This is a genomic window from Pseudotabrizicola sp. L79 (assembly GCF_036553525.1).
Lineage (GTDB): Bacteria > Pseudomonadota > Alphaproteobacteria > Rhodobacterales > Rhodobacteraceae > Pseudotabrizicola.
This window is the reverse complement of record NZ_JAZHDA010000041.1, coordinates 200,325-218,480: the sequence shown is the minus strand read 5'-3', so window position 1 is coordinate 218,480 and position 18,156 is coordinate 200,325. Positions and strand designations below refer to the sequence as shown.

The following is an 18,156-nucleotide window of genomic DNA, read 5'->3' as shown; positions in this document are numbered from 1 at the left end:
CCTAGCAAAGGCTAATCGGGAAAGGCCCAGCCCCTGCGGCGCGGCACCCGCACGGCCAGCATCGGTTTCAGCACGGGCTGACGAAAGCGGGTCAGATCCAGCGCCTCATGCATGCCAAGGCTGGTTTCGCCGTCGATACGGGTTTCAACCAGCGCGCGCGCATAAAAGGGCGCATCCAGCAGCGACAGCGTTTGCCGCGGGGTAAAGCCCGCATCGGCGCGGCTTTCCCGGCGCAACGCCCACAGGCTGCGGCGCATCGGGGTCAGTGGGGGCGGGGCGATTTCGTGCACCTGACCTGACTTGTCGATCTGCACCCCCAGCGCCAAGGTGCTGCCATCGCGCCGGATGGCATCGTAAAAGCAGACCGTCCTGTCCCGCAGCGGAAAGCGCCCCCATGTCCAGAACCGGAAATCCTGCTCTAGCGGGCGGGTGCCGGAATTGGCGTCGAAATAGCCATGCCCCGACCAGCGCGTGCCGGGGCCCAGATCAACCTCGATATCGGCAATCGGCGCAAAGGGCCGCCACAGGTGATGCCCGTCAGGTGTCAGCGCCACTTCGGCCGCGGTGATCGCGGCGGGTGTCAGCACGATGCGCCCCCGCACCGGGGCCACCATCGGCAAAGCGCCCCATTCGTTGATCTCGATCACCAGTTCACGGCCCGTCCAGTGCATCTGGCTGGGGCCAACGGTCAGGCTGTCGCGGCTTTGGCGCAGGGCTGCGGTGCCCCGATCTGTCATGGTGAACCGCCCGTTCAGGCCCGAGGTGACCACATTGATGCAGCAGTGATTGCTTGGGGTGGCGCGTCCGCTCCAGCCATACCAGGGCGAAAAGACCGATCCGATAAACCCGATCACCGAGACGGCGCGCGTGTGGTCGTCCGAGATGCCGTCGATATACCACCACGCATAGCCGCCGGGGCCGACCTTGATCCGGAAGTCGGGGCCGCCATTGCGGCCGTCGCCGCGTGCTGGCCGGATAACAGCGCCATCGGCACCCCCGCCCCCGGATGTGTGCCCCCGCCCGCCAGATACAGCCCCGCCAAACCCGTTGTCGCCAGTGGTCGCCTGAACGCGGCCAAGCCCCCCTCGGGAGAGCCCCCGTAAATCGCCCCCTGCGAGCCCGGAAAGCTTTGGGCCAGCAGGGCTGGCGTGGTCAGTGCCGCCCGGTCCGGCAGGGCCGAAAAGGTCAGGCCCTGCGCCCTGAGCATCGGGAAAGTTCTGCTTTGGCATGCCATATCCTCAGAGCGGAAAGAAGGATGGCCCGCAGGCCCATTCATGATGATCTCGAACCGTTCGATCGCGGGCGGCGGTTGGCCCAATTCGCGGTCTTGCGCACAAACGTAAAGCGTGGGCGCAAGCGGCATTTGCCCCTGTCCGATGGGGCCGAATTCCTGCGCCGGGTCGGCGGTGAAAAAGACATTGTGATGGGCCAGATCCACCCCCTGTGGGCGGGCGGCAAAGGCCCAGACCCAAGCCGACAGGCTGGGCGGCATCCGACCTTTTGGCAGGGCGTCGCGCGGGGCCTCGCCCAGCAGGTTGTCTTGCAGCGCCGCAGGGTCGCCGTTGAAAATGCAGATCTCGCAGGGCAGGGTGCTGCCCTGGTCCAACTCGACCCCGGAAACCCTGTTGTTCTGGCGCAAAATCCGCCGTGCCTTGGTGGCATAGCGAAAGCGCACGCCCCGTGCCGCCGCCACCCGCGCCAGTGCCGCCGCCAGCCCATGCATGCCCTGCCGCACCGCCCATACCCCGGCGGCCTCGGCCTGCCAGATCAACGACAGCACGGCGGGGCTGTGGCTGGGCCTGCCGCCAACATAGGTGGCATAGCGCCCAAAAAGCTGCACCAGACGCGGGTCGCTGAAGCGACGACGCAGAAACCCGTCCAGTGTCAGGCCGGGCAGCAGGGCGGGCCAAAGCGCGGGCCTTTGCGCCGCTGTCACCGCAATGCGCGGCAGCGATGGTTTGGCCGCGCGCATCAGCGGCGCGTCAAAGGCCTGAAACAATGCGCGGGTCAGTCCGTCAAAGCGGCGAAAGGCCTCGGCTTCGCGCACCGAACTAAAGGCGCGGATCGCATCATACGAGGCCTCGGGGTCTGCAAACAGATCCAGCGTTGATCCATCGGGCCAGAAGTGCCGGGCCAGACGGGGCAGGGTGATCAGATCAACTTCATCTTCCATCCGTGTGCCGCACAGGGCAAACAGATCATCCGCCACATGGCGCAGCGTCAGAACGGTGGGGCCGCAATCAACCGGCCCCGCCACGCTGGGCACGGCGCGGGCCTTGCCGCCGGGGCCATCGGCCATCTCGATCACGGTGACAGCACAGCCCGCCGCATTCAGCCGGATGGCAGCCGCAAGCCCACCCATCCCGGCACCGATCACCACGACTTTCCGCTGGTCGGTCACGCCGAGACTCCCGTATGTCATCTTTAACTTACATTGCACTGTAAGTTTAAGTTTACACATGCCGGGCGAAATGCCAAACTCAAAACAACGGTCACCGGCTGGAAAAGGGGCGCACATGCCGCAGGATGGACGCATCGAGACGGCTTTGGCGCGCGCGCTTGCCTTGGCCAAGGCCGAGTTTTCCCCGCCTCTGCTGGCGGCGGCGCTGCCTTACGCGGTGTTTCCGGGGGGCGCGCGCATTCGGCCAACGATTCTTCTTTCGGTGGCGCGGGCCTGTGGTGATGATACCCCGGATCTGACCGATGCGGCGGCTGCGGCGCTTGAACTGATTCATTGCGCCAGCCTTGTGCATGATGATCTGCCCGCCTTTGACAATGCCGACCAGCGCCGGGGCAAGGCCAGCATCCACCGCGCCTTTGGCGAGCCTTTGGCGGTGCTGACCGGTGACAGCCTGATTGTGCTGGCCTTTCAGGTTCTGGCGCAGGCGGGGCAAAGCGCGCCCTTGCGTGCGTTGCAGTTGATTGCCGCGCTCTCACAAAGCACCGGTGCAGGCCGGGGCATCTGCGCGGGCCAGGCGTGGGAAAGCGAGCCGCAGGTCAATTTGCACGCCTATCACCTGTCGAAAACCGGAGCGCTGTTCATGGCGGCGACGCAGATGGGGGCCATCGCTGCCGGCCATGAGGCCGAGCCGTGGGAAGATCTGGGCAAGCTGATCGGTGAAGCGTTTCAGGTGGCGGATGATCTGAAAGACGCCCTTTCGCCCGCCGAAGCCTTGGGCAAGCCCGCTGGTCAGGATGTTGTTCTGCAGCGCCCTTCGGCCGTGCGGTCGCTGGGGGTAGATGGCGCGCGCAAGCATCTTGAGGATATCCTCTCTGGGGCCATCGCGTCGATCCCGTCCTGCCCTGGCGAGGCGGCGCTGGCACAGATGGTGCTGGCCTATGCGCGGCGGATCATGGAAATCCCGTCGGCTTCGGCGCGGGGCTGACCCGTGGTAGATACGGCGCAGCCTGATCACCCGGTTCCTGATCGTCCAATCCTTACGCGCCGACCGGGGCTGTTGACCCGTCTGGCGCTGTCGCCGCGTTTTCATGCCCTTGCCGAACGGCTGCCCTTCCTGCGCAGCCATGCGCGGGCCGAGGGGCGGGCGCTGTTTTCCATTCTGTCGGGGTTTGTGCAGTCGCAATCCCTGTTGGCGCTGGTCGAATTGCGGCTGCTGCACCGTCTGGCCGAAGGGCCTGCCGATGCGGCCACTTTGGCGCAAACAGCCCAGATGCCGCTGGCCCGGCTTGGGGTGCTGATGCAGGCCGGGGCGGCGCTGCGGCTGGTGCGGCACAGGGCTGGTCTGTGGCATCTTGCGCCGCGCGGGGCAGCTTTTCTGGCCGTTCCGGGGCTTGAGGCGATGGTGCGCCATCATCCGGTGCTGTATCGCGACCTTGCCGATCCGGCGGCGTTTTTTCGGGGCGAAACCGTGCCGGAACTGGCGGGATTCTGGCCCTATGTCTTTGGCGAGTTGGCGCAGACCGATGCCAATCTGGCCGCGCGCTATTCGGCCCTGATGTCGGACAGCCAGGGCCTTGTCGCCGCCGATACGCTGCGACTGGTTGATCTGTCAGACCGAAAGCGTCTGATGGATGTGGGCGGGGGCACGGGGGCCTTTCTGCGGGCGGTGGCGGCGCGCTATCCATCGCTTGACCTGTCGCTGTTCGATCTGCCCGCCGTTGTGGCCAAGGCTGATCCGGCGATTCCACGGTTGACGGTGCATCCCGGCAGTTTTCGCGACACGGCACTGCCAAATGGGGCAGATGCGATCAGTCTGGTGCGGGTTCTGTATGATCATCCTGACACTGTTGTGCGTCACCTGATGCAATCCGCCCATGCAGCCTTGCCCCCGGGTGGCCGGCTGATCGTGTCAGAACCGATGTCGGGTGGCGATCGCCCCTGCCCGGAAACCGACGTGTATTTTGCCGTCTATACCATGGCCATGCATACCGGCCGCACCAGATCGGCGCGGGAAATATCTGATATCATGCAAGAAAACGGCTTTGCGCCCAGGCCGATGCGGCGGCCGATGCGCCCCTTTGTCACCTCGGTGGTCGAGTCTGTCAGGGCCTGAGGTCAAGTCAGCGTCCAAGGTTTCTTGCGAATACTGTCTATTCAAATTGACATACCAGACTGTAAGTATAAAGTTACACATGGGCGCCATCGCTGTCATCGGGTTGATCCGAATGCCGCGAGTCGCAAGGGAGAAACGATGCACACCCAAGCTGTCATCCTGTCAGGCCCCAAGGCCATCGCCGTTGACTCGGCGCTGCTGAAGGCGCCGGTGGCAGGTGATTTGGTGGTGGATATCGCCTATTCCGGCATTTCGACCGGCACCGAAAAGCTGTTCTGGCAAGGCTCGATGCCGGCCTTTCCGGGTTCGGGCTATCCGCTGGTGCCGGGCTATGAAAGCTTTGGCGAGGTGGTCGAGGCTGGGCCTGAAACGGGCTATCGTCCCGGCGATCGGGTGTTTGTGCCGGGGGCGAATTGCTTTGACGGCGATTTGCGCGGCTTGTTTGGCGGCGCGTCCCGGCGTCTTGTCACGCCTGCATCGCGCGTCTGCCACCTTGACGCGGGCATTGGTGCGCAAGGGGCGCTGCTGGCGCTGGCGGCAACGGCGCGTCATGCGCTGGCCGGGTTCAACACGGCCTTGCCTGATCTGATCATCGGCCACGGCACCTTGGGCCGTCTGTTGGCGCGGCTGACCTTGGTTGCGGGCGGCCCGGCCCCCGTGGTCTGGGAAACAGCGCCCGCCCGCCGTGACGGTGCCGCAGGCTATCAGGTGATCGACCCCGCCGATGACGAACGCCGCGATTACCGCGCGATCTATGATGCCTCGGGCGCACCCGATTTGCTGAACAGCCTGATCCCGCGCCTGACCCGCGGCGGCGAGATCGTGTTGTGCGGGTTTTACACCCAGGCCCTGAGTTTTGCCTTTCCGCCTGCCTTTATGAAGGAAATGCGCCTGCGCATCGCCGCTGAATGGCAGCCCGCCGATCTGGTCGCCACGCGGGCGCTGATCGAGTCTGGCGCACTGTCGCTGGACGGTCTGATCACCCATCGCCACCCCGGTGCCGATGCCCCAACGGCCTATCGCACTGCTTTTGAAGACGCCACCTGCCTCAAGATGATTCTCGACTGGAAGGACGCCGCATGACCCTCGACATTCCGAACCTTAAGGAATTCGACGCCCGTTTGCGCGACGAAGCCGCCGAGGAACCCACACTGGAAGTGCCCGCCGATCCGCCGTCGAAAAAGACGCAGATCATCGCCATCTATGGCAAGGGCGGCATTGGCAAATCCTTCACCCTTGCCAACCTGAGCCACATGATGGCCGAGATGGGCAAGCGGGTGCTGCTGATCGGCTGCGATCCGAAATCCGATACCACCAGCCTGCTGTTTGGCGGCAAGGCCTGCCCGACGATCATCGAAACCTCGACCCGCAAAAAGCTGGCGGGGGAAGAGGTGAAGATCGGTGATGTCTGTTTCAAGCGCGGCGGTGTGTTCGCGATGGAGCTGGGTGGGCCGGAAGTGGGCCGTGGCTGTGGTGGGCGCGGCATCATCCATGGCTTTGAGCTGCTGGAAAAGCTGGGCTTTCACGATTGGGATTTCGACTATGTCCTGCTCGACTTTCTGGGCGACGTGGTCTGCGGCGGCTTTGGCCTGCCGATTGCCCGTGACATGGCGCAAAAGGTGATCGTGGTCGGATCGAACGATCTGCAATCGCTGTATGTGGCCAACAATGTCTGCTCGGCGGTGGAATATTTCCGCAAGCTGGGCGGCAATGTCGGCGTGGCGGGCCTTGTGATCAACAAGGATGATGGCACGGGCGAGGCCAAGGCCTTTGCCGAAGCGGTTGGCATTCCGATCCTGGCCAGCATCCCGGCAGATGATGATCTGCGCCGGAAATCGGCGAATTATCAGATCGTTGGCAGCAATGCCACGCAATGGGGGGCCTTGTTTGAGGAACTGGCGGGCAATGTCGCCGATGCGCCTCCGTTGCGCCCCAGGCCTTTGACCCAAGATGGGCTTCTGGGCCTGTTCAGTGCCGAAACCACCGGCAAGGATTTCGTGCTGGAACCCGCAACCGATACCGACATGCGCGGCAAATATGCGGGCGAAACCGTCAGCCTGGAAGTGGTGTATGACAATGTGTGATCTGGACGCCCTGAAGCGGATGGAAGAGGCGCTGCGCCAGATGCAGCGCGGCGGAGGGCGGTCATGACCGAGTCCCCCGAAACCGGCGGCGTCAATGGGATGGGGTGCCATGCCGGCGCCCAGGCTATGACGGACGCTGCGCGGGCTGCGGGGAATTCCGAGGTTTTGGACCGCTATGCCGCCGATTACCCGCAAGGCCCACATGACAAGCCGCAAAGTATGTGCCCTGCCTTCGGCAGTCTGCGCGTGGGTCTGCGGATGCGCCGGGTGGCCACGGTGCTGTCGGGCAGTGCCTGCTGCGTCTATGGGCTGACCTTTGTGTCGCATTTTTACGGCGCGCGGCGGTCGGTGGGATATGTGCCGTTCAACAGTGAAACGCTGGTGACGGGCAAGCTGTTCGAAGACATCCGCGACGCCGTGCATGAGATGGCAGACCCTGACCGCTATGACGCGATCGTGGTGACCAATCTCTGTGTGCCGACAGCCAGCGGCGTGCCGCTGAAGTTGTTGCCAGATGAGATCAACGGCGTGCGGATCGTGGGCATTGATGTGCCGGGGTTTGGCGTGCCAACCCATGCCGAGGCCAAGGATGTTCTGGCCGGGTCGATGCTGAATTATGCCCGCAAGGAAGTGATGGCAGGCCCGGTGCAAGCCCCGGCGGCAGGCCGAGCGGACCGCCCGACCGTAACTTTGCTGGGCGAGATGTTTCCGGCTGACCCGATGATGATCGGCGCGCTGTTGGCGCCCCTTGGGCTGGCCGCGGGGCCGATGGTGCCGTGCCGCGAATGGCGCGAGCTTTATGCGGCGCTGGACAGCAAGGTGGTGGCGGCGATCCATCCGTTCTACACCGCCGCGATCCGCGAATTTCAGGCCGCAGGGCGCAAGATCGTGGGGTCAGCCCCCGTGGGCCATGATGGCACGATGGCGTGGCTGGCGGCGATTGGTGCGGCCTATGGGGTAGATTCTGAACGGATCGCTGCGGCACAAGCCAGTTTTGGCCCGGCCATCAAGGCCGCCCTTGCCGCCAACCCGATCAAGGGGCGGATCACGCTGTCGGGCTATGAGGGCAGCGAGCTGCTGGTGGCGCGGCTGCTGATCGAAAGCGGCGCCGATCTGCCCTATGTCGGCACGGCTTGCCCGCGCACCCCGTGGAATGCGGCGGATGAAGACTGGCTGAAGGCGCGCGGTGTGGCCGTGAAATTCCGCGCCTCGCTGGAAGATGATTGTGCCGCGATGGCGGCCTTTGCCCCGGATCTTGCGATTGGCACCACACCGGTGGTGCAAAAGGCCAAGGCGGCCGGAATTCCGTCGCTGTATTTCACCAACCTGATTTCCGCCCGCCCCCTGATGGGGCCAGCGGGGGCCGGAAGTCTGGCACAGGTGGTCAATGCCGCCATGGCCAACAAGGGCCGGATGGAGGGGATGAAGGCCTTTTTCGAAGGCGTCGGCACCGGAGATACGGCTGGCATCTGGGAGGGCGCGCCGAATCTGCGCCCCGATTTCCGGGCGGCCCATCAGAAGAAACTCGACAAGCAGGCGCGTGCTGCACAGGCGGAGGCGATGATATGATCTGCCTTCACATGGACACCGCACCTCTTGGGCCGACCCCCGGGGCGCTGCCCCGGACCCCGGGATATTTGAGAACAGATGAAGTCCGGGAGGGTTTTGAATGCTGATTCAAGATCATGACCGGGCCGGTGGGTATTGGGGGGCGGTTTATGCCTTCTGTGCCGTCAAGGGGTTGCAAGTGGTGATCGACGGCCCGGTGGGCTGTGAAAACCTGCCTGTCACCTCGGTGCTGCATTATACCGATGCGCTGCCGCCGCATGAATTGCCCATTGTCGTCACCGGCCTTGCCGAGGATGAAATGTCATCCGGCACCGAAGCCTCGATGGCGCGGGCCTGGAAGGTGCTGGACCCGGCGCTGCCCGCCGTGGTGGTGACGGGCAGCATTGCCGAGATGATTGGCGGCGGTGTGACGCCTGCGGGCACCAACATCCAACGCTTTTTGCCGCGCACGATTGACGAAGATCAGTGGCAGGCCGCTGACCGCGCGATGACGTGGATCTTTTCCGAATTTGGCATGACCAAGGGCCGGATGCCGGTGGAGGCCAAGCGTGCCGAGGGTGCGGCGCCGCGCGTCAATATCCTTGGGCCGATGTATGGCACGTTCAACATGGCATCGGATCTGCACGAAATCCGCCGTCTGGTCGAAGGTATCGGGGCCGAGGTCAATATGGTGATGCCGCTGGGTGCCCATCTGGCCGAGATGCGCAATCTGGTGAATGCCGATGTGAACATCGTGATGTATCGCGAATTTGGTCGCGGTCTGGCCGAGGTTCTGGGCAAGCCCTATCTGCAGGCCCCCATCGGGCTGGACAGCACGACACGGTTCCTGCGCACCCTGGGCGAGATGCTGGGGCTGGACCCCGAGCCGTTCATCGCGCGCGAAAAGCATTCGACGCTGAAGCCCCTGTGGGATCTGTGGCGCAGCGTGACGCAAGATTTCTTTGCAACCGCCAGCTTTGCGGTGGTGGCGAATGACACCTATGCCCGTGGGATCCGCCATTTTCTGGAAGAGGAGATGGGCCTGCCTTGTGCCTTTGCTGTGTCGCGCAAGGCGGGGGCAAAGACCAATAACGAGGCGGTGCGCGCCGATCTGCGCCGCACCCGGCCCCTGATCGTGATGGGGGCGATCAACGAGAAGATGTATATGGCGGAAATGAAGGGCGGGCATGGGCCTGCGCCATCGTTCATCGCCGCGTCTTTCCCGGGTGCTGCGATCCGCCGGGCCACAGGCACGCCGTTCATGGGCTATGCCGGCACGGTCTGGATCTTGCAAGAGGTGTGCAACGGGCTGTTCGACGCGCTGTTCCACATTCTGCCCCTGGGGTCCGAGATGGACAGTGCCGCCGCCACGCCCACCACCCTGCGCCGTGACATGCCGTGGGATGCCGATGCGCAGGCCGCATTGGACCGCATCATTGCAGAACACCCGGTTCTGACCCGAATTTCTGCGGCCCGCAATCTGCGGGACGCGGCCGAGAAACATGCGCTGGACCAAGGGGCCGAGCGTGTTGTCGTGGAAGATGTCGAGGCGCTGCGTGGCATAACCGCGCCCGCCCCCCAACCCAAAGGAGTTGCGACATGAGTGACCAAACCGCCGGCAGTGGGCATGAACCCCGGACTCATTACCCCGCGCGCACCCCGCGTGCCGAGTTCTACACCTATTTCGCGCTGATCTTTCTGGCCGCGATCCCCTTTGCCGCCGTGGCGTGGCTGTGGGCTGTGGCGCGCGATCGTCAGCTTCCTGTGCATGGCCCACTGGCCCGCGCCTGGCGCGAGGCCGAGGCCCTGACGCCCACGATTTTCCGGCCCTGATCGGGCCGCAATACCCCGACGCGGTGCGCCCGCCCGTCAGGTGAACCAGTTCGACATGGCCCCGGTCACAGGGGGCATGGCGAAAAACGCGGAATGGCATGAGGCCAGACCGTGACCCGGCCGCAGGGGATGCGGCGTCAGTCTGCCCATCCGGAGGATAGTATGGCTGATAAATCCGACCTGAGTTTCACAGGTCTCACCGACGAGCAGGCGCAAGAGCTGCACTCTGTCTACATGAGCGGGCTTTGGCTGTTCTCAGCCGTTGCCGTTGTCGCCCATTTGGCGGTGTATATCTGGCGTCCGTGGTTCTGAGGAGGATCGAGACATGTCAAAATTCTACAAGATCTGGCTGATTTTCGATCCCCGTCGCGTCTTTGTGGCACAGGGCGTATTCCTGTTCCTTCTGGCGGCGATGATCCACCTCGTGCTGTTGTCGACACCGGCCTACAACTGGTTCGACATCGCGGCAGCCAAGCATGGCTACGTTGCAGCCGAGTAAGCCTCGCGCACAGGTCGCGGGTGGGGTGCGTTTCGCCTTGCCCGCGACCAAACCGACCTTCCTATAAACCCTCGGCACGTTCCCGCGCCCCGCGCCCGGCAAAGGACCGTCCCGCAACAGCGGAGACAAGAGCATGGCATTGCTCAGCTTCGAACGCAAATACCGCGTGCCCGGTGGCACTTTGGTGGGCGGGAACCTTTTCGACTTTTGGGTCGGGCCTTTCTATGTGGGCTTTTTCGGGGTCACCACCTTCTTTTTCGCCGCCCTTGGCACGCTTTTGATCCTGTGGGGCGCTGTCCTGCAGGGAACCTGGAACCCCTGGCTAATTTCGATCAACCCGCCCCCTGTTGAAATGGGTCTGGCGGCGGCCCCGCTGCAACAGGGCGGATTGTGGCAGATCATCACGATCTGCGCGATTGGCGCCTTTGTCAGCTGGGCGTTGCGAGAGGTTGAAATCTGCCGCAAGCTGGGCATGGGCTTTCATGTGCCCGTGGCCTTTGGTGTGGCGATCTTTGCCTATGTGACGCTGGTGGTGATCCGGCCGATCCTGATGGGGGCCTGGGGCTATGCCTTTCCCTATGGGATCTGGACGCATCTCGATTGGGTGTCGAACACGGGCTATACATACGGGAATTTCCATTACAATCCGGCGCATATGATTGCGGTGTCGTTCTTTTTCACGAACGCACTGGCCCTGGCCCTGCACGGGGCGCTGATCCTGTCGGCGGCCAACCCCGAAAAGGGCAAGGAGATGCGGACACCGGACCATGAAGATACCTATTTCCGCGATCTGATCGGCTATTCGGTCGGCACGCTTGGCATTCACCGCGTGGGCCTGTTGCTGGCGCTGAATGCCGGGTTCTGGTCGGCGATCTGTATCGTGATTTCGGGGACGATCTGGTTTGACCAGTGGGTTGTGTGGTGGGACTGGTGGCTGCAGCTGCCGTGGTGGGCCGATATCGCGGGAGGCGTCAATGGCTGAGTATCAGAACATCTTTACCCAGGTCCAGGTTCAGGGCCATGCCGAGATGGGTCTTGTCGAAGACGTGGATCTTAGCAACCGCAGCAAATCGGCCACCTTTTCCACGCTGATGGGCTGGATCGGCAACGCCCAGCTTGGCCCGATCTATCTGGGGGCCATGGGCCTTATCTCGCTTGCGTCGGGCGCGATCTGGTTCATGCTGGTGGGGGCCTGGTATTGGTATCAGGCGGGGTTCAACCCTGCGGTGTTCCTGCGCGATCTGTTCTGGTTCAGCCTTGAGCCGCCGGCTGAAGAATACGGCTTGGGCTTTGCCCCGATTGCCGAGGGTGGGCTGTGGCTGATCGCCAGCTTTTTCCTGCTGGTCAGCGTCTGTGCCTGGTGGGTGCGCACCTATCTGCGTGCCGTAGCACTGGGGATGGGCAAGCATGTGTCCTGGGCCTTTGCCAGTGCGATCTGGCTGTTTCTGGTGCTGGGCCTGTTCCGCCCGATCCTGATGGGGTCATGGAGCCATGCCGTGCCCTATGGCATCTTCAGCCATCTTGACTGGACCAACCTGTTCAGCCTGACCTATGGCAACCTGTTCTATAACCCGTTCCACGCGCTTTCGATTGTCTTCCTGTATGGCGCGGCGCTGCTGTTTGCGATGCATGGGGCAACCATTCTGGCCGTCAGCCGATTTGGCGGGGACCGTGAACTGGAACAGATCGCCGACCGCGGCACGGCCTCGGAACGCGCTGCGCTGTTCTGGCGCTGGACCATGGGGTTCAATGCAACGATGGAAGGCATTCACCGCTGGGCCTGGTGGTTTGCGGTGCTGGTCACGCTGACGGGCGGTATTGGCATCCTGCTGACAGGCACGGTGGTTGATAACTGGTTTGTCTGGGCTCAGGAACATGGCTATGCGCCGCTCGACTAAGGAGAAAGTGATGTCTGACGATTATTTCGACGAAGGACGGACGGCACGCCTGACCTATTGGGGCCTTGCCCAGATGCTGAAAGGCGCGGGCTATGCCGCGGCTTTCCTGCTGGCCATCGGGATCTTGCTGGGGGCGATCTATGCGGTTGGCCTGCTGCTGCCCGAAGAAAGCAAACAGGCCCCGTCACCCTATGGCGCGCTTGACGCCCCGCAGACGGTGCAGGCGCACCGGCTGGCCTGATCTTACGGCCACGGGCGCGGGCATATGCCCCCGGCCGTGGCGTCTTCATTCGGGCGCACGCCTGCCCGGATCCTGGGCGTAACCACAGCCCGGTTCCCTTCCTGCTGGCAACAGGCTCCTGGTGCCGTGTCGGCCCTGCCGCACGGCACCCCTTTTCACCGACCTCATCGCAAAGGATGCAGCCATGAGCGACGGCCCCCGCGAGATCAGCCCTGATACCCCGCTGTTGAACCGTGTGACCGGCCCTGCCGATCTTAAGGTGCTGGCCGATGATGAACTGGCGCGATTGGCCCATGAATTGCGTGCCGAGACGATCCGCGTGGTCAGCCAGACGGGGGGGCATCTGGGGTCGTCTCTGGGGGTGGTTGAACTGACCGTGGGCATTCACGCGGTGTTCAACACGCCGCTGGACAAGCTGATCTGGGATGTGGGCCACCAGTGCTATCCGCACAAGATCATCACCGGGCGGCGTGACAGGATGCTGACCCTGCGCCAAGAGGGGGGGCTTTCGGGCTTTACCAAGCGGGCCGAGTCGGATTTTGACCCGTTTGGTGCGGCGCATTCGTCAACCTCGATCAGTGCGGCCCTTGGCTTTGCTGTCGGGCGCGAAATGGGCATGCCCGTGGGCGATACCATTGCCGTGATCGGGGATGGGGCCATTACCGCCGGCATGGCCTATGAGGCGATGAACCACGCCGGCCACCTGAAAAGCCGCATGTTCGTGATCTTGAATGACAACGACATGTCGATCGCCCCACCCGTTGGGGCCTTGCAGCGCTATCTGAATACGATTGCCGAAAAGGGCCCCTTGGCCAAGCTAAGGGCTGTGGCCGATGGGGTCGAGGCGCATTTGCCCGGCCCGATGCGCGAAGGCGCACGGCGGGCGCGGGCGATGGTGACGGGTATGCCGGGTGGCAGCACCTTGTTCGAGGAATTCGGCTTTGACTATATCGGCCCGATTGATGGCCATGACATGGCGCAGGTGCTGACAACCCTGCGCGCCGCGCGGGCGCGGGCCACGGGGCCGGTCTTGATCCATGCCGTGACGGTCAAGGGCAAGGGCTATGCCCCCGCCGAAGGGGCCGATGACAAATATCATGGTGTGGCGAAATTCGACATGGCCACGGGCCAGCAGGTCAAGGCCAAGTCAAACGCCCCAAGCTATACCGCCGTCTTTGGCCAGCGCCTGACGGATGAGGCCGCGCGTGACCCGCGCATCGTCGGGATCACCGCCGCGATGCCGGGGGGCACCGGGCTGGATGTGATGGCCGCGCGCTTTCCGGCGCGGGTGTTCGATGTGGGCATTGCCGAACAGCATGGCGTGACCTTTGCGGCCGGGCTGGCGGCGGCGGGGATGAAACCCTTTTGCGCGATTTACTCCAGCTTCTTGCAGCGCGGCTATGATCAGATCGTGCATGATGTGGCCTTGCAAAACCTGCCAGTGCGCTTTGCCATAGACCGGGCCGGGCTGGTGGGGCAGGACGGGGCCACCCATGCCGGGGCCTTTGACATCTGTTTTCTGGCGAATCTGCCCAATTTCACCGTGATGGCCGCCGGGGATGAGGCTGATCTGTGCCATATGATCGCCACTGCCGTGGCGCATGACAGCGGGCCGATTGCCTTTCGCTATCCGCGCGGCGAAGGGCGCGGGGTCGAGATGCCAGACCGGGGCACGGCCCTGCCATTGGGCAAGGGGCGGGTGCTGAAATCCGGGTCGGATGTGGCGCTGTTGTCCTTTGGCGCGCATCTGGCCGAGGTTCTGGCCGCCGCCGAGGCGCTGGAGGCCGAAGGCATTTCGGCCACGGTGGCCGATGCCCGCTTTGCCAAGCCCCTGGATACCGCCCTGATCGAGCAGTTGCTGGACACCCATACCGCCCTGATCACCATCGAGCAGGGGTCAACCGGCGGGTTCGGCGCCTTGGTGTTGCACCATCTGGCTGCCCATGGGCTGTTGGCGCGGGGCCGCCAGATCCGCACCATGACTCTGCCCGATTGCTTTATCGATCAGGCCAGCCCGGCCCGCATGTATGCGGCTGCGGGCCTGTCGGTGGATGATATCTGCCGCACCGCGCGTGGCCTGTTGGGCGCGGGCCAAGCGTCAAATATTGTCAGGATGAAGTGACATATTGTTCCGGTTTCGCTCAAAGGACTTGCGAAAGTGTAAACTTGCGTGACAAAACTGTGCAGCGGCCAAAGGGGGGCCGCGCATTTGCGCAGAATTCGGACGGATCGTTGAAGTTCCAACAGGTCTATTTTGTATTGGATACGGAATTCCGTTTGCTCTGGATCGGGGGCGAATGGGATGAGTTTGCACTGTCAAACGCCGGAGAGGCCGCGCGCTCGAATGAAGTGCTGGCCACATCCTTGCTGGATCACATCGCCGATGAGGAAACCCGGCGCATCACCCGCACCATCGTCGAAACGGTCGTCGAGATGCAGGAGGCGTTTCGCATCGATTACCGCTGCGACAGCCCGTCGATGCTGCGCCGGTTTCACATGACGGTGCAGCCGATGAAGGACAGCCGTGTGCTGGTGGTGCATGACTTGCGCGATGCGCAATCTTTCCCCGCGCCCCTGAAAGTCTGGGTGCACACGCCCGAGGCCGAGGATCAGAAATGCACCTTTTGCCATGCTGTAAGACCCGCCGGGCAAGAGTGGATCACCGCCGATGATCTGGGAGAGGCGCATCCGGCGCGTGTCGCCTTTACCGTCTGCGCCAGTTGCAACGGGCTGGTCGAAGAGGCGCTTGCCGCACTGCGGGCGCGTAAAAAGCCGACCGGGGCGCTGACGGCAGGGTTCGGCCCCAAGGCCGAGCGGTCGTAAAGCTGGCCCAAACCGCGCGCGCCAAACCGCCCGCCTCAAAACCCGGGACGCGCGGCCCATCATGCAGGTGTCAGGTCTTGTGCGGCAGCGTCGAAGGTGCGCCGCCCTCAAACCGGTTGCCTTCGGAATAGTCGCAAGGCGCCTCTTGCATCTGAAGGTGCAGGCCGTTGCCGTCATAGGGATGGGCGCGGGCCACATCTTCGTCAAACTCGATCCCCAGGCCGGGGGCCTCGGGCGGCAGAATATAGCCGTTTTCCCATGTGATCGAATTGCGGATCAGCTTTTGGTGGAACGCGCCCCCGGTTTCGATTGTCTCGGCAATCAGCAGGTTCGGGATCGAGGCGGCGAAATGCACATTCGCCGCCCATTCCACCGGGCCCGCATAAAGATGCGGGGCCATTTCGGCGTTGAAGATTTCGGCCATGGCGGCGATCTTCTTGGCCTCCCAGATGCCGCCCACCCGGCCAAGTGCGGGCTGCAAGATCTTGACGCCACCTGCGCGCAGCAGGGTGCCAAACTCGGCCTTGGTCGTCATCCGCTCGCCCGTGGCCAGCGGCACCCGCACCGATTTCGCCACCTCAGCGAATTCCAGCAGATTGTCCGGCGGGATCGGTTCTTCATACCACAGCGGGTTATAGGGTTCCAACTCGCGGCCCATGCGGATGGCGCCGGGGGTGGTGAACTGGCCATGGGTGCCAAACAGCAGATCCACCCGGTCGCCCACGGCTGCACGGATCGCCTTGCAAAAGGCGACCGAGCGGGTGATGTCGCTCATCGCCGGTTCATGGCCGCCGCGAATGGTATAGGGGCCGGCCGGATCAAATTTCACCGCCGTAAAGCCCAGATCCATGAACCGCACCGCCGCCGCCGCCGCGGCATCGGGATCAACCCAGAAATCAGCCGATTCCTGCCCCGGTTCGGGATAAAGATAGGTATAGCTGCGAATCCGCTGGTTGATCTTGCCCCCCAGCAGCGCCCAGACCGGGCGGTTGCGCGCCTTGCCCAAGATATCCCAACAGGCGATTTCAAGCCCCGAAAACGCCCCCATCACCGTCGGATCGGGCCGCTGGGTAAAGCCTGACGAATAGGCGCGGCGGAACATCAGTTCGATGTTTTCGGGGTTTTCGCCCTGCATGTGGCGCGAAAACACATCTTCGATCACCGCCACCATGGCCTTTGGCCCAACGGTCGAGGCATAGCATTCGCCATAGCCCACAATTCCGGTATCCGTGGTGACCTTGGGGAAGATCCAATAGCGCCCGCCCCAGCCCGGAAAAGGCGGGGCCACGATGAAGATTTCCAGATCCTTAAGCTTCATGGGCGGCCTTTCGCAGGTTGAAACCGGGCTGAGTGGGCGATGCCCGCGCAGGCACGCCCCATCTTCCCCGTGGGTATTTTCCGCCACGATACTGGTCGCGGCCACAGGTGCAAACCGGTTTGCGACAGGACGTGGCGCAAATGGGTGGTCAGCGCCGCAGATATCGCCCCAAGCGCGGGCCCAGCACATGCAGGGCAATGCAGATCAGCATCAGGGCCGAGGCAAGCAGAAAGGGCGCTCCGGGGGCAAAGACCGGGGACTCGGGTCTGGTGAAATGCTGAAATGTGCCGGTCATGATCAGGGGGGCCGCGATCATCGCCAGCGCATTCAGGCTGGCCAGCACGCCTTGCACCTGTCCTTGCGCATCGGCGGGTGCCGCGCGTGAGGCAAGGGCCTGCAACGCCGGGGTCACCGCCCCGCCCAGTGCCGTGATCGGGGTCAGCATCAGAACGGCGACGGGCGAGGTGACAAGGCCGATGGCGGCCAGAGTGGCGGCATCGACCCACATGCCGTAATGCGCGGCGCGGTGTTCCCCCCAGCGCCGGATCATCGGGCCAACCAGCAGCGCCTGACCAAGCGCATAGGAAATGCCATAGATGCCCAAGGACAGGCCGATCATCCCCGAATCCCAGCCAAAGCGGGCTTGCCCGTAATAGGCCCAGACCGAGGGATAGACATTCATCGCAATGCCAAGGATCAAAAAGCACGCTAGTGTCAGCCGGGTGCCGGGCAGATCGGCCATGGCGCGCAACGCCCCCAACGGATTGGCGCGCGACAGGCGAAACGGGCGGCGCAGCGCGGGGGTGACGGTTTCAGGCAGAACCAGCGCGCCAAAGATCAGATTGGCAAAGGCCAGCCCCGCCGCCACCCAAAAGGGCGCGCGGGTATCCACCCCGGCCAGCAGGCCCCCAATCATCGGCCCCAACACAAAACCGATGCCAAAGCCCGCGCCGATCAGGCCAAAGCGGGCCCCGCGCTGCTCGGGCGGGGTGATGTCGGCGACATAGGCGGTGGCCGTGGCATGGGTGGCAGCGGTGATGCCCGCCACAATGCGGGCCGCCATCAACAGCCAGATCGTATGGGCCAGCGCCATCACGATATAGTCGATGGCCATGATCAACAGCGAGGCCAGCAGCACAGGGCGGCGGCCGAACCGATCCGACAGCGCGCCAAGAATGGGGCCGAACAGGAATTGCATCACCGCAAAAGACGTGGCCAGCAGCCCGCCCCACAGGGCGGCATCGGCGATGTCATTGCCCGTCACCTCGCGGATCAGGTCGGGCATGACCGGAAAGATCAGGCCAATGCCGATGGCATCAAGCGTGACCGTGGCCAGAATGAACGCAAGCGAGAGGTGGGGTTTTTGAAACATCGGGATGCCGTGCCCCGACAGGGGGC

Annotated in this window: 18 protein-coding genes; 14 read left to right on the top strand and 4 right to left on the bottom strand. The window is 63.7% G+C overall.

Annotated elements, in window-relative coordinates; all coding sequences use genetic code 11:
• Positions 1-11: 11 nt before the first annotated feature.
• The gene (gene crtC / locus V3C85_RS03775) at positions 12-854 is read right to left on the bottom strand and encodes a carotenoid 1,2-hydratase (protein WP_331793745.1); all 843 of its coding nucleotides are present in this window, start codon (positions 852-854) and stop codon (positions 12-14) included.
• A complete protein-coding gene (crtD, locus tag V3C85_RS03770) occupies positions 851-2,422 on the bottom strand; it encodes a 1-hydroxycarotenoid 3,4-desaturase CrtD (protein WP_331793744.1) in 1,572 nt (523 codons plus the stop codon). Before crtD ends, crtC begins: the two co-directional genes overlap by 4 nt.
• A 94-nt stretch (positions 2,423-2,516) precedes the next feature.
• Between crtD and V3C85_RS03765 the strand changes: the two genes are divergently transcribed.
• The 14 genes from V3C85_RS03765 (at position 2,517) to V3C85_RS03700 (ending at position 15,440) form a co-directional block, all read left to right on the top strand.
• Positions 2,517-3,386, top strand: a complete 870-nt coding sequence (locus tag V3C85_RS03765) for a polyprenyl synthetase family protein (protein ID WP_331793743.1) — start codon at positions 2,517-2,519, stop codon at positions 3,384-3,386.
• Positions 3,387-3,434: 48 nt separating this feature from the next.
• Positions 3,435-4,514: a methyltransferase gene (locus tag V3C85_RS03760; protein ID WP_331793878.1), complete on the top strand. Its 1,080-nt coding sequence runs from the start codon at positions 3,435-3,437 to the stop codon at positions 4,512-4,514.
• A gap of 138 nt (positions 4,515-4,652) precedes the next feature.
• Positions 4,653-5,597, top strand: a complete 945-nt coding sequence (gene bchC / locus V3C85_RS03755) for a chlorophyll synthesis pathway protein BchC (RefSeq protein ID WP_331793742.1) — start codon at positions 4,653-4,655, stop codon at positions 5,595-5,597.
• On the top strand, positions 5,594-6,598 hold the full coding sequence (locus V3C85_RS03750; protein WP_331793741.1) for a chlorophyllide a reductase iron protein subunit X: 1,005 nt from the start codon (positions 5,594-5,596) through the stop codon (positions 6,596-6,598). The genes bchC and V3C85_RS03750 overlap by 4 nt, the downstream gene beginning before the upstream one ends.
• 63 nt (positions 6,599-6,661) lie before the next feature.
• Positions 6,662-8,167 carry a chlorophyllide a reductase subunit Y gene (bchY, locus tag V3C85_RS03745; protein ID WP_331793740.1) on the top strand — a complete coding sequence of 502 codons (1,506 nt, stop codon included), beginning with the start codon at positions 6,662-6,664 and terminating at the stop codon, positions 8,165-8,167.
• 100 nt (positions 8,168-8,267) lie between these two features.
• Positions 8,268-9,749: a chlorophyllide a reductase subunit Z gene (gene bchZ, locus V3C85_RS03740; protein ID WP_331793739.1), complete on the top strand. Its 1,482-nt coding sequence runs from the start codon at positions 8,268-8,270 to the stop codon at positions 9,747-9,749.
• Positions 9,746-9,979, top strand: a complete 234-nt coding sequence (gene pufQ, locus V3C85_RS03735; RefSeq protein WP_331793738.1) for a cytochrome PufQ — start codon at positions 9,746-9,748, stop codon at positions 9,977-9,979. Before bchZ ends, pufQ begins: the two co-directional genes overlap by 4 nt.
• A 162-nt stretch (positions 9,980-10,141) precedes the next feature.
• Positions 10,142-10,291, top strand: coding sequence for a light-harvesting antenna LH1, beta subunit (gene pufB, locus V3C85_RS03730; protein WP_331793737.1), 150 nt, complete (start codon positions 10,142-10,144; stop codon positions 10,289-10,291).
• Positions 10,292-10,304: 13 nt separating this feature from the next.
• A complete protein-coding gene (gene pufA / locus V3C85_RS03725; RefSeq protein ID WP_331793736.1) occupies positions 10,305-10,478 on the top strand; it encodes a light-harvesting antenna LH1, alpha subunit in 174 nt (57 codons plus the stop codon).
• A 133-nt stretch (positions 10,479-10,611) separates the two neighbouring features.
• Positions 10,612-11,460: a photosynthetic reaction center subunit L gene (gene pufL, locus V3C85_RS03720; protein WP_331793735.1), complete on the top strand. Its 849-nt coding sequence runs from the start codon at positions 10,612-10,614 to the stop codon at positions 11,458-11,460.
• Positions 11,453-12,376 carry a photosynthetic reaction center subunit M gene (gene pufM, locus V3C85_RS03715; protein WP_331793734.1) on the top strand — a complete coding sequence of 308 codons (924 nt, stop codon included), beginning with the start codon at positions 11,453-11,455 and terminating at the stop codon, positions 12,374-12,376. Before pufL ends, pufM begins: the two co-directional genes overlap by 8 nt.
• Positions 12,377-12,386: 10 nt before the next feature.
• On the top strand, positions 12,387-12,617 hold the full coding sequence (gene pufX, locus V3C85_RS03710) for an RC-LH1 core complex protein PufX (protein WP_331793733.1): 231 nt from the start codon (positions 12,387-12,389) through the stop codon (positions 12,615-12,617).
• A gap of 184 nt (positions 12,618-12,801) precedes the next feature.
• Positions 12,802-14,739: a 1-deoxy-D-xylulose-5-phosphate synthase gene (dxs, locus tag V3C85_RS03705; protein ID WP_331793732.1), complete on the top strand. Its 1,938-nt coding sequence runs from the start codon at positions 12,802-12,804 to the stop codon at positions 14,737-14,739.
• Positions 14,740-14,783: 44 nt separating this feature from the next.
• The gene (locus V3C85_RS03700; protein WP_331793731.1) at positions 14,784-15,440 is read left to right on the top strand and encodes a hypothetical protein; all 657 of its coding nucleotides are present in this window, start codon (positions 14,784-14,786) and stop codon (positions 15,438-15,440) included.
• A 70-nt stretch (positions 15,441-15,510) separates the two neighbouring features.
• Here the strand turns inward: V3C85_RS03700 and V3C85_RS03695 are convergent, their stop codons facing one another.
• Positions 15,511-16,758 carry a mandelate racemase/muconate lactonizing enzyme family protein gene (locus V3C85_RS03695; RefSeq protein WP_331793730.1) on the bottom strand — a complete coding sequence of 416 codons (1,248 nt, stop codon included), beginning with the start codon at positions 16,756-16,758 and terminating at the stop codon, positions 15,511-15,513.
• A 148-nt stretch (positions 16,759-16,906) separates the two neighbouring features.
• Positions 16,907-18,130, bottom strand: a complete 1,224-nt coding sequence (locus V3C85_RS03690) for a TCR/Tet family MFS transporter (RefSeq protein ID WP_331793729.1) — start codon at positions 18,128-18,130, stop codon at positions 16,907-16,909.
• Positions 18,131-18,156: the final 26 nt, after the last annotated feature.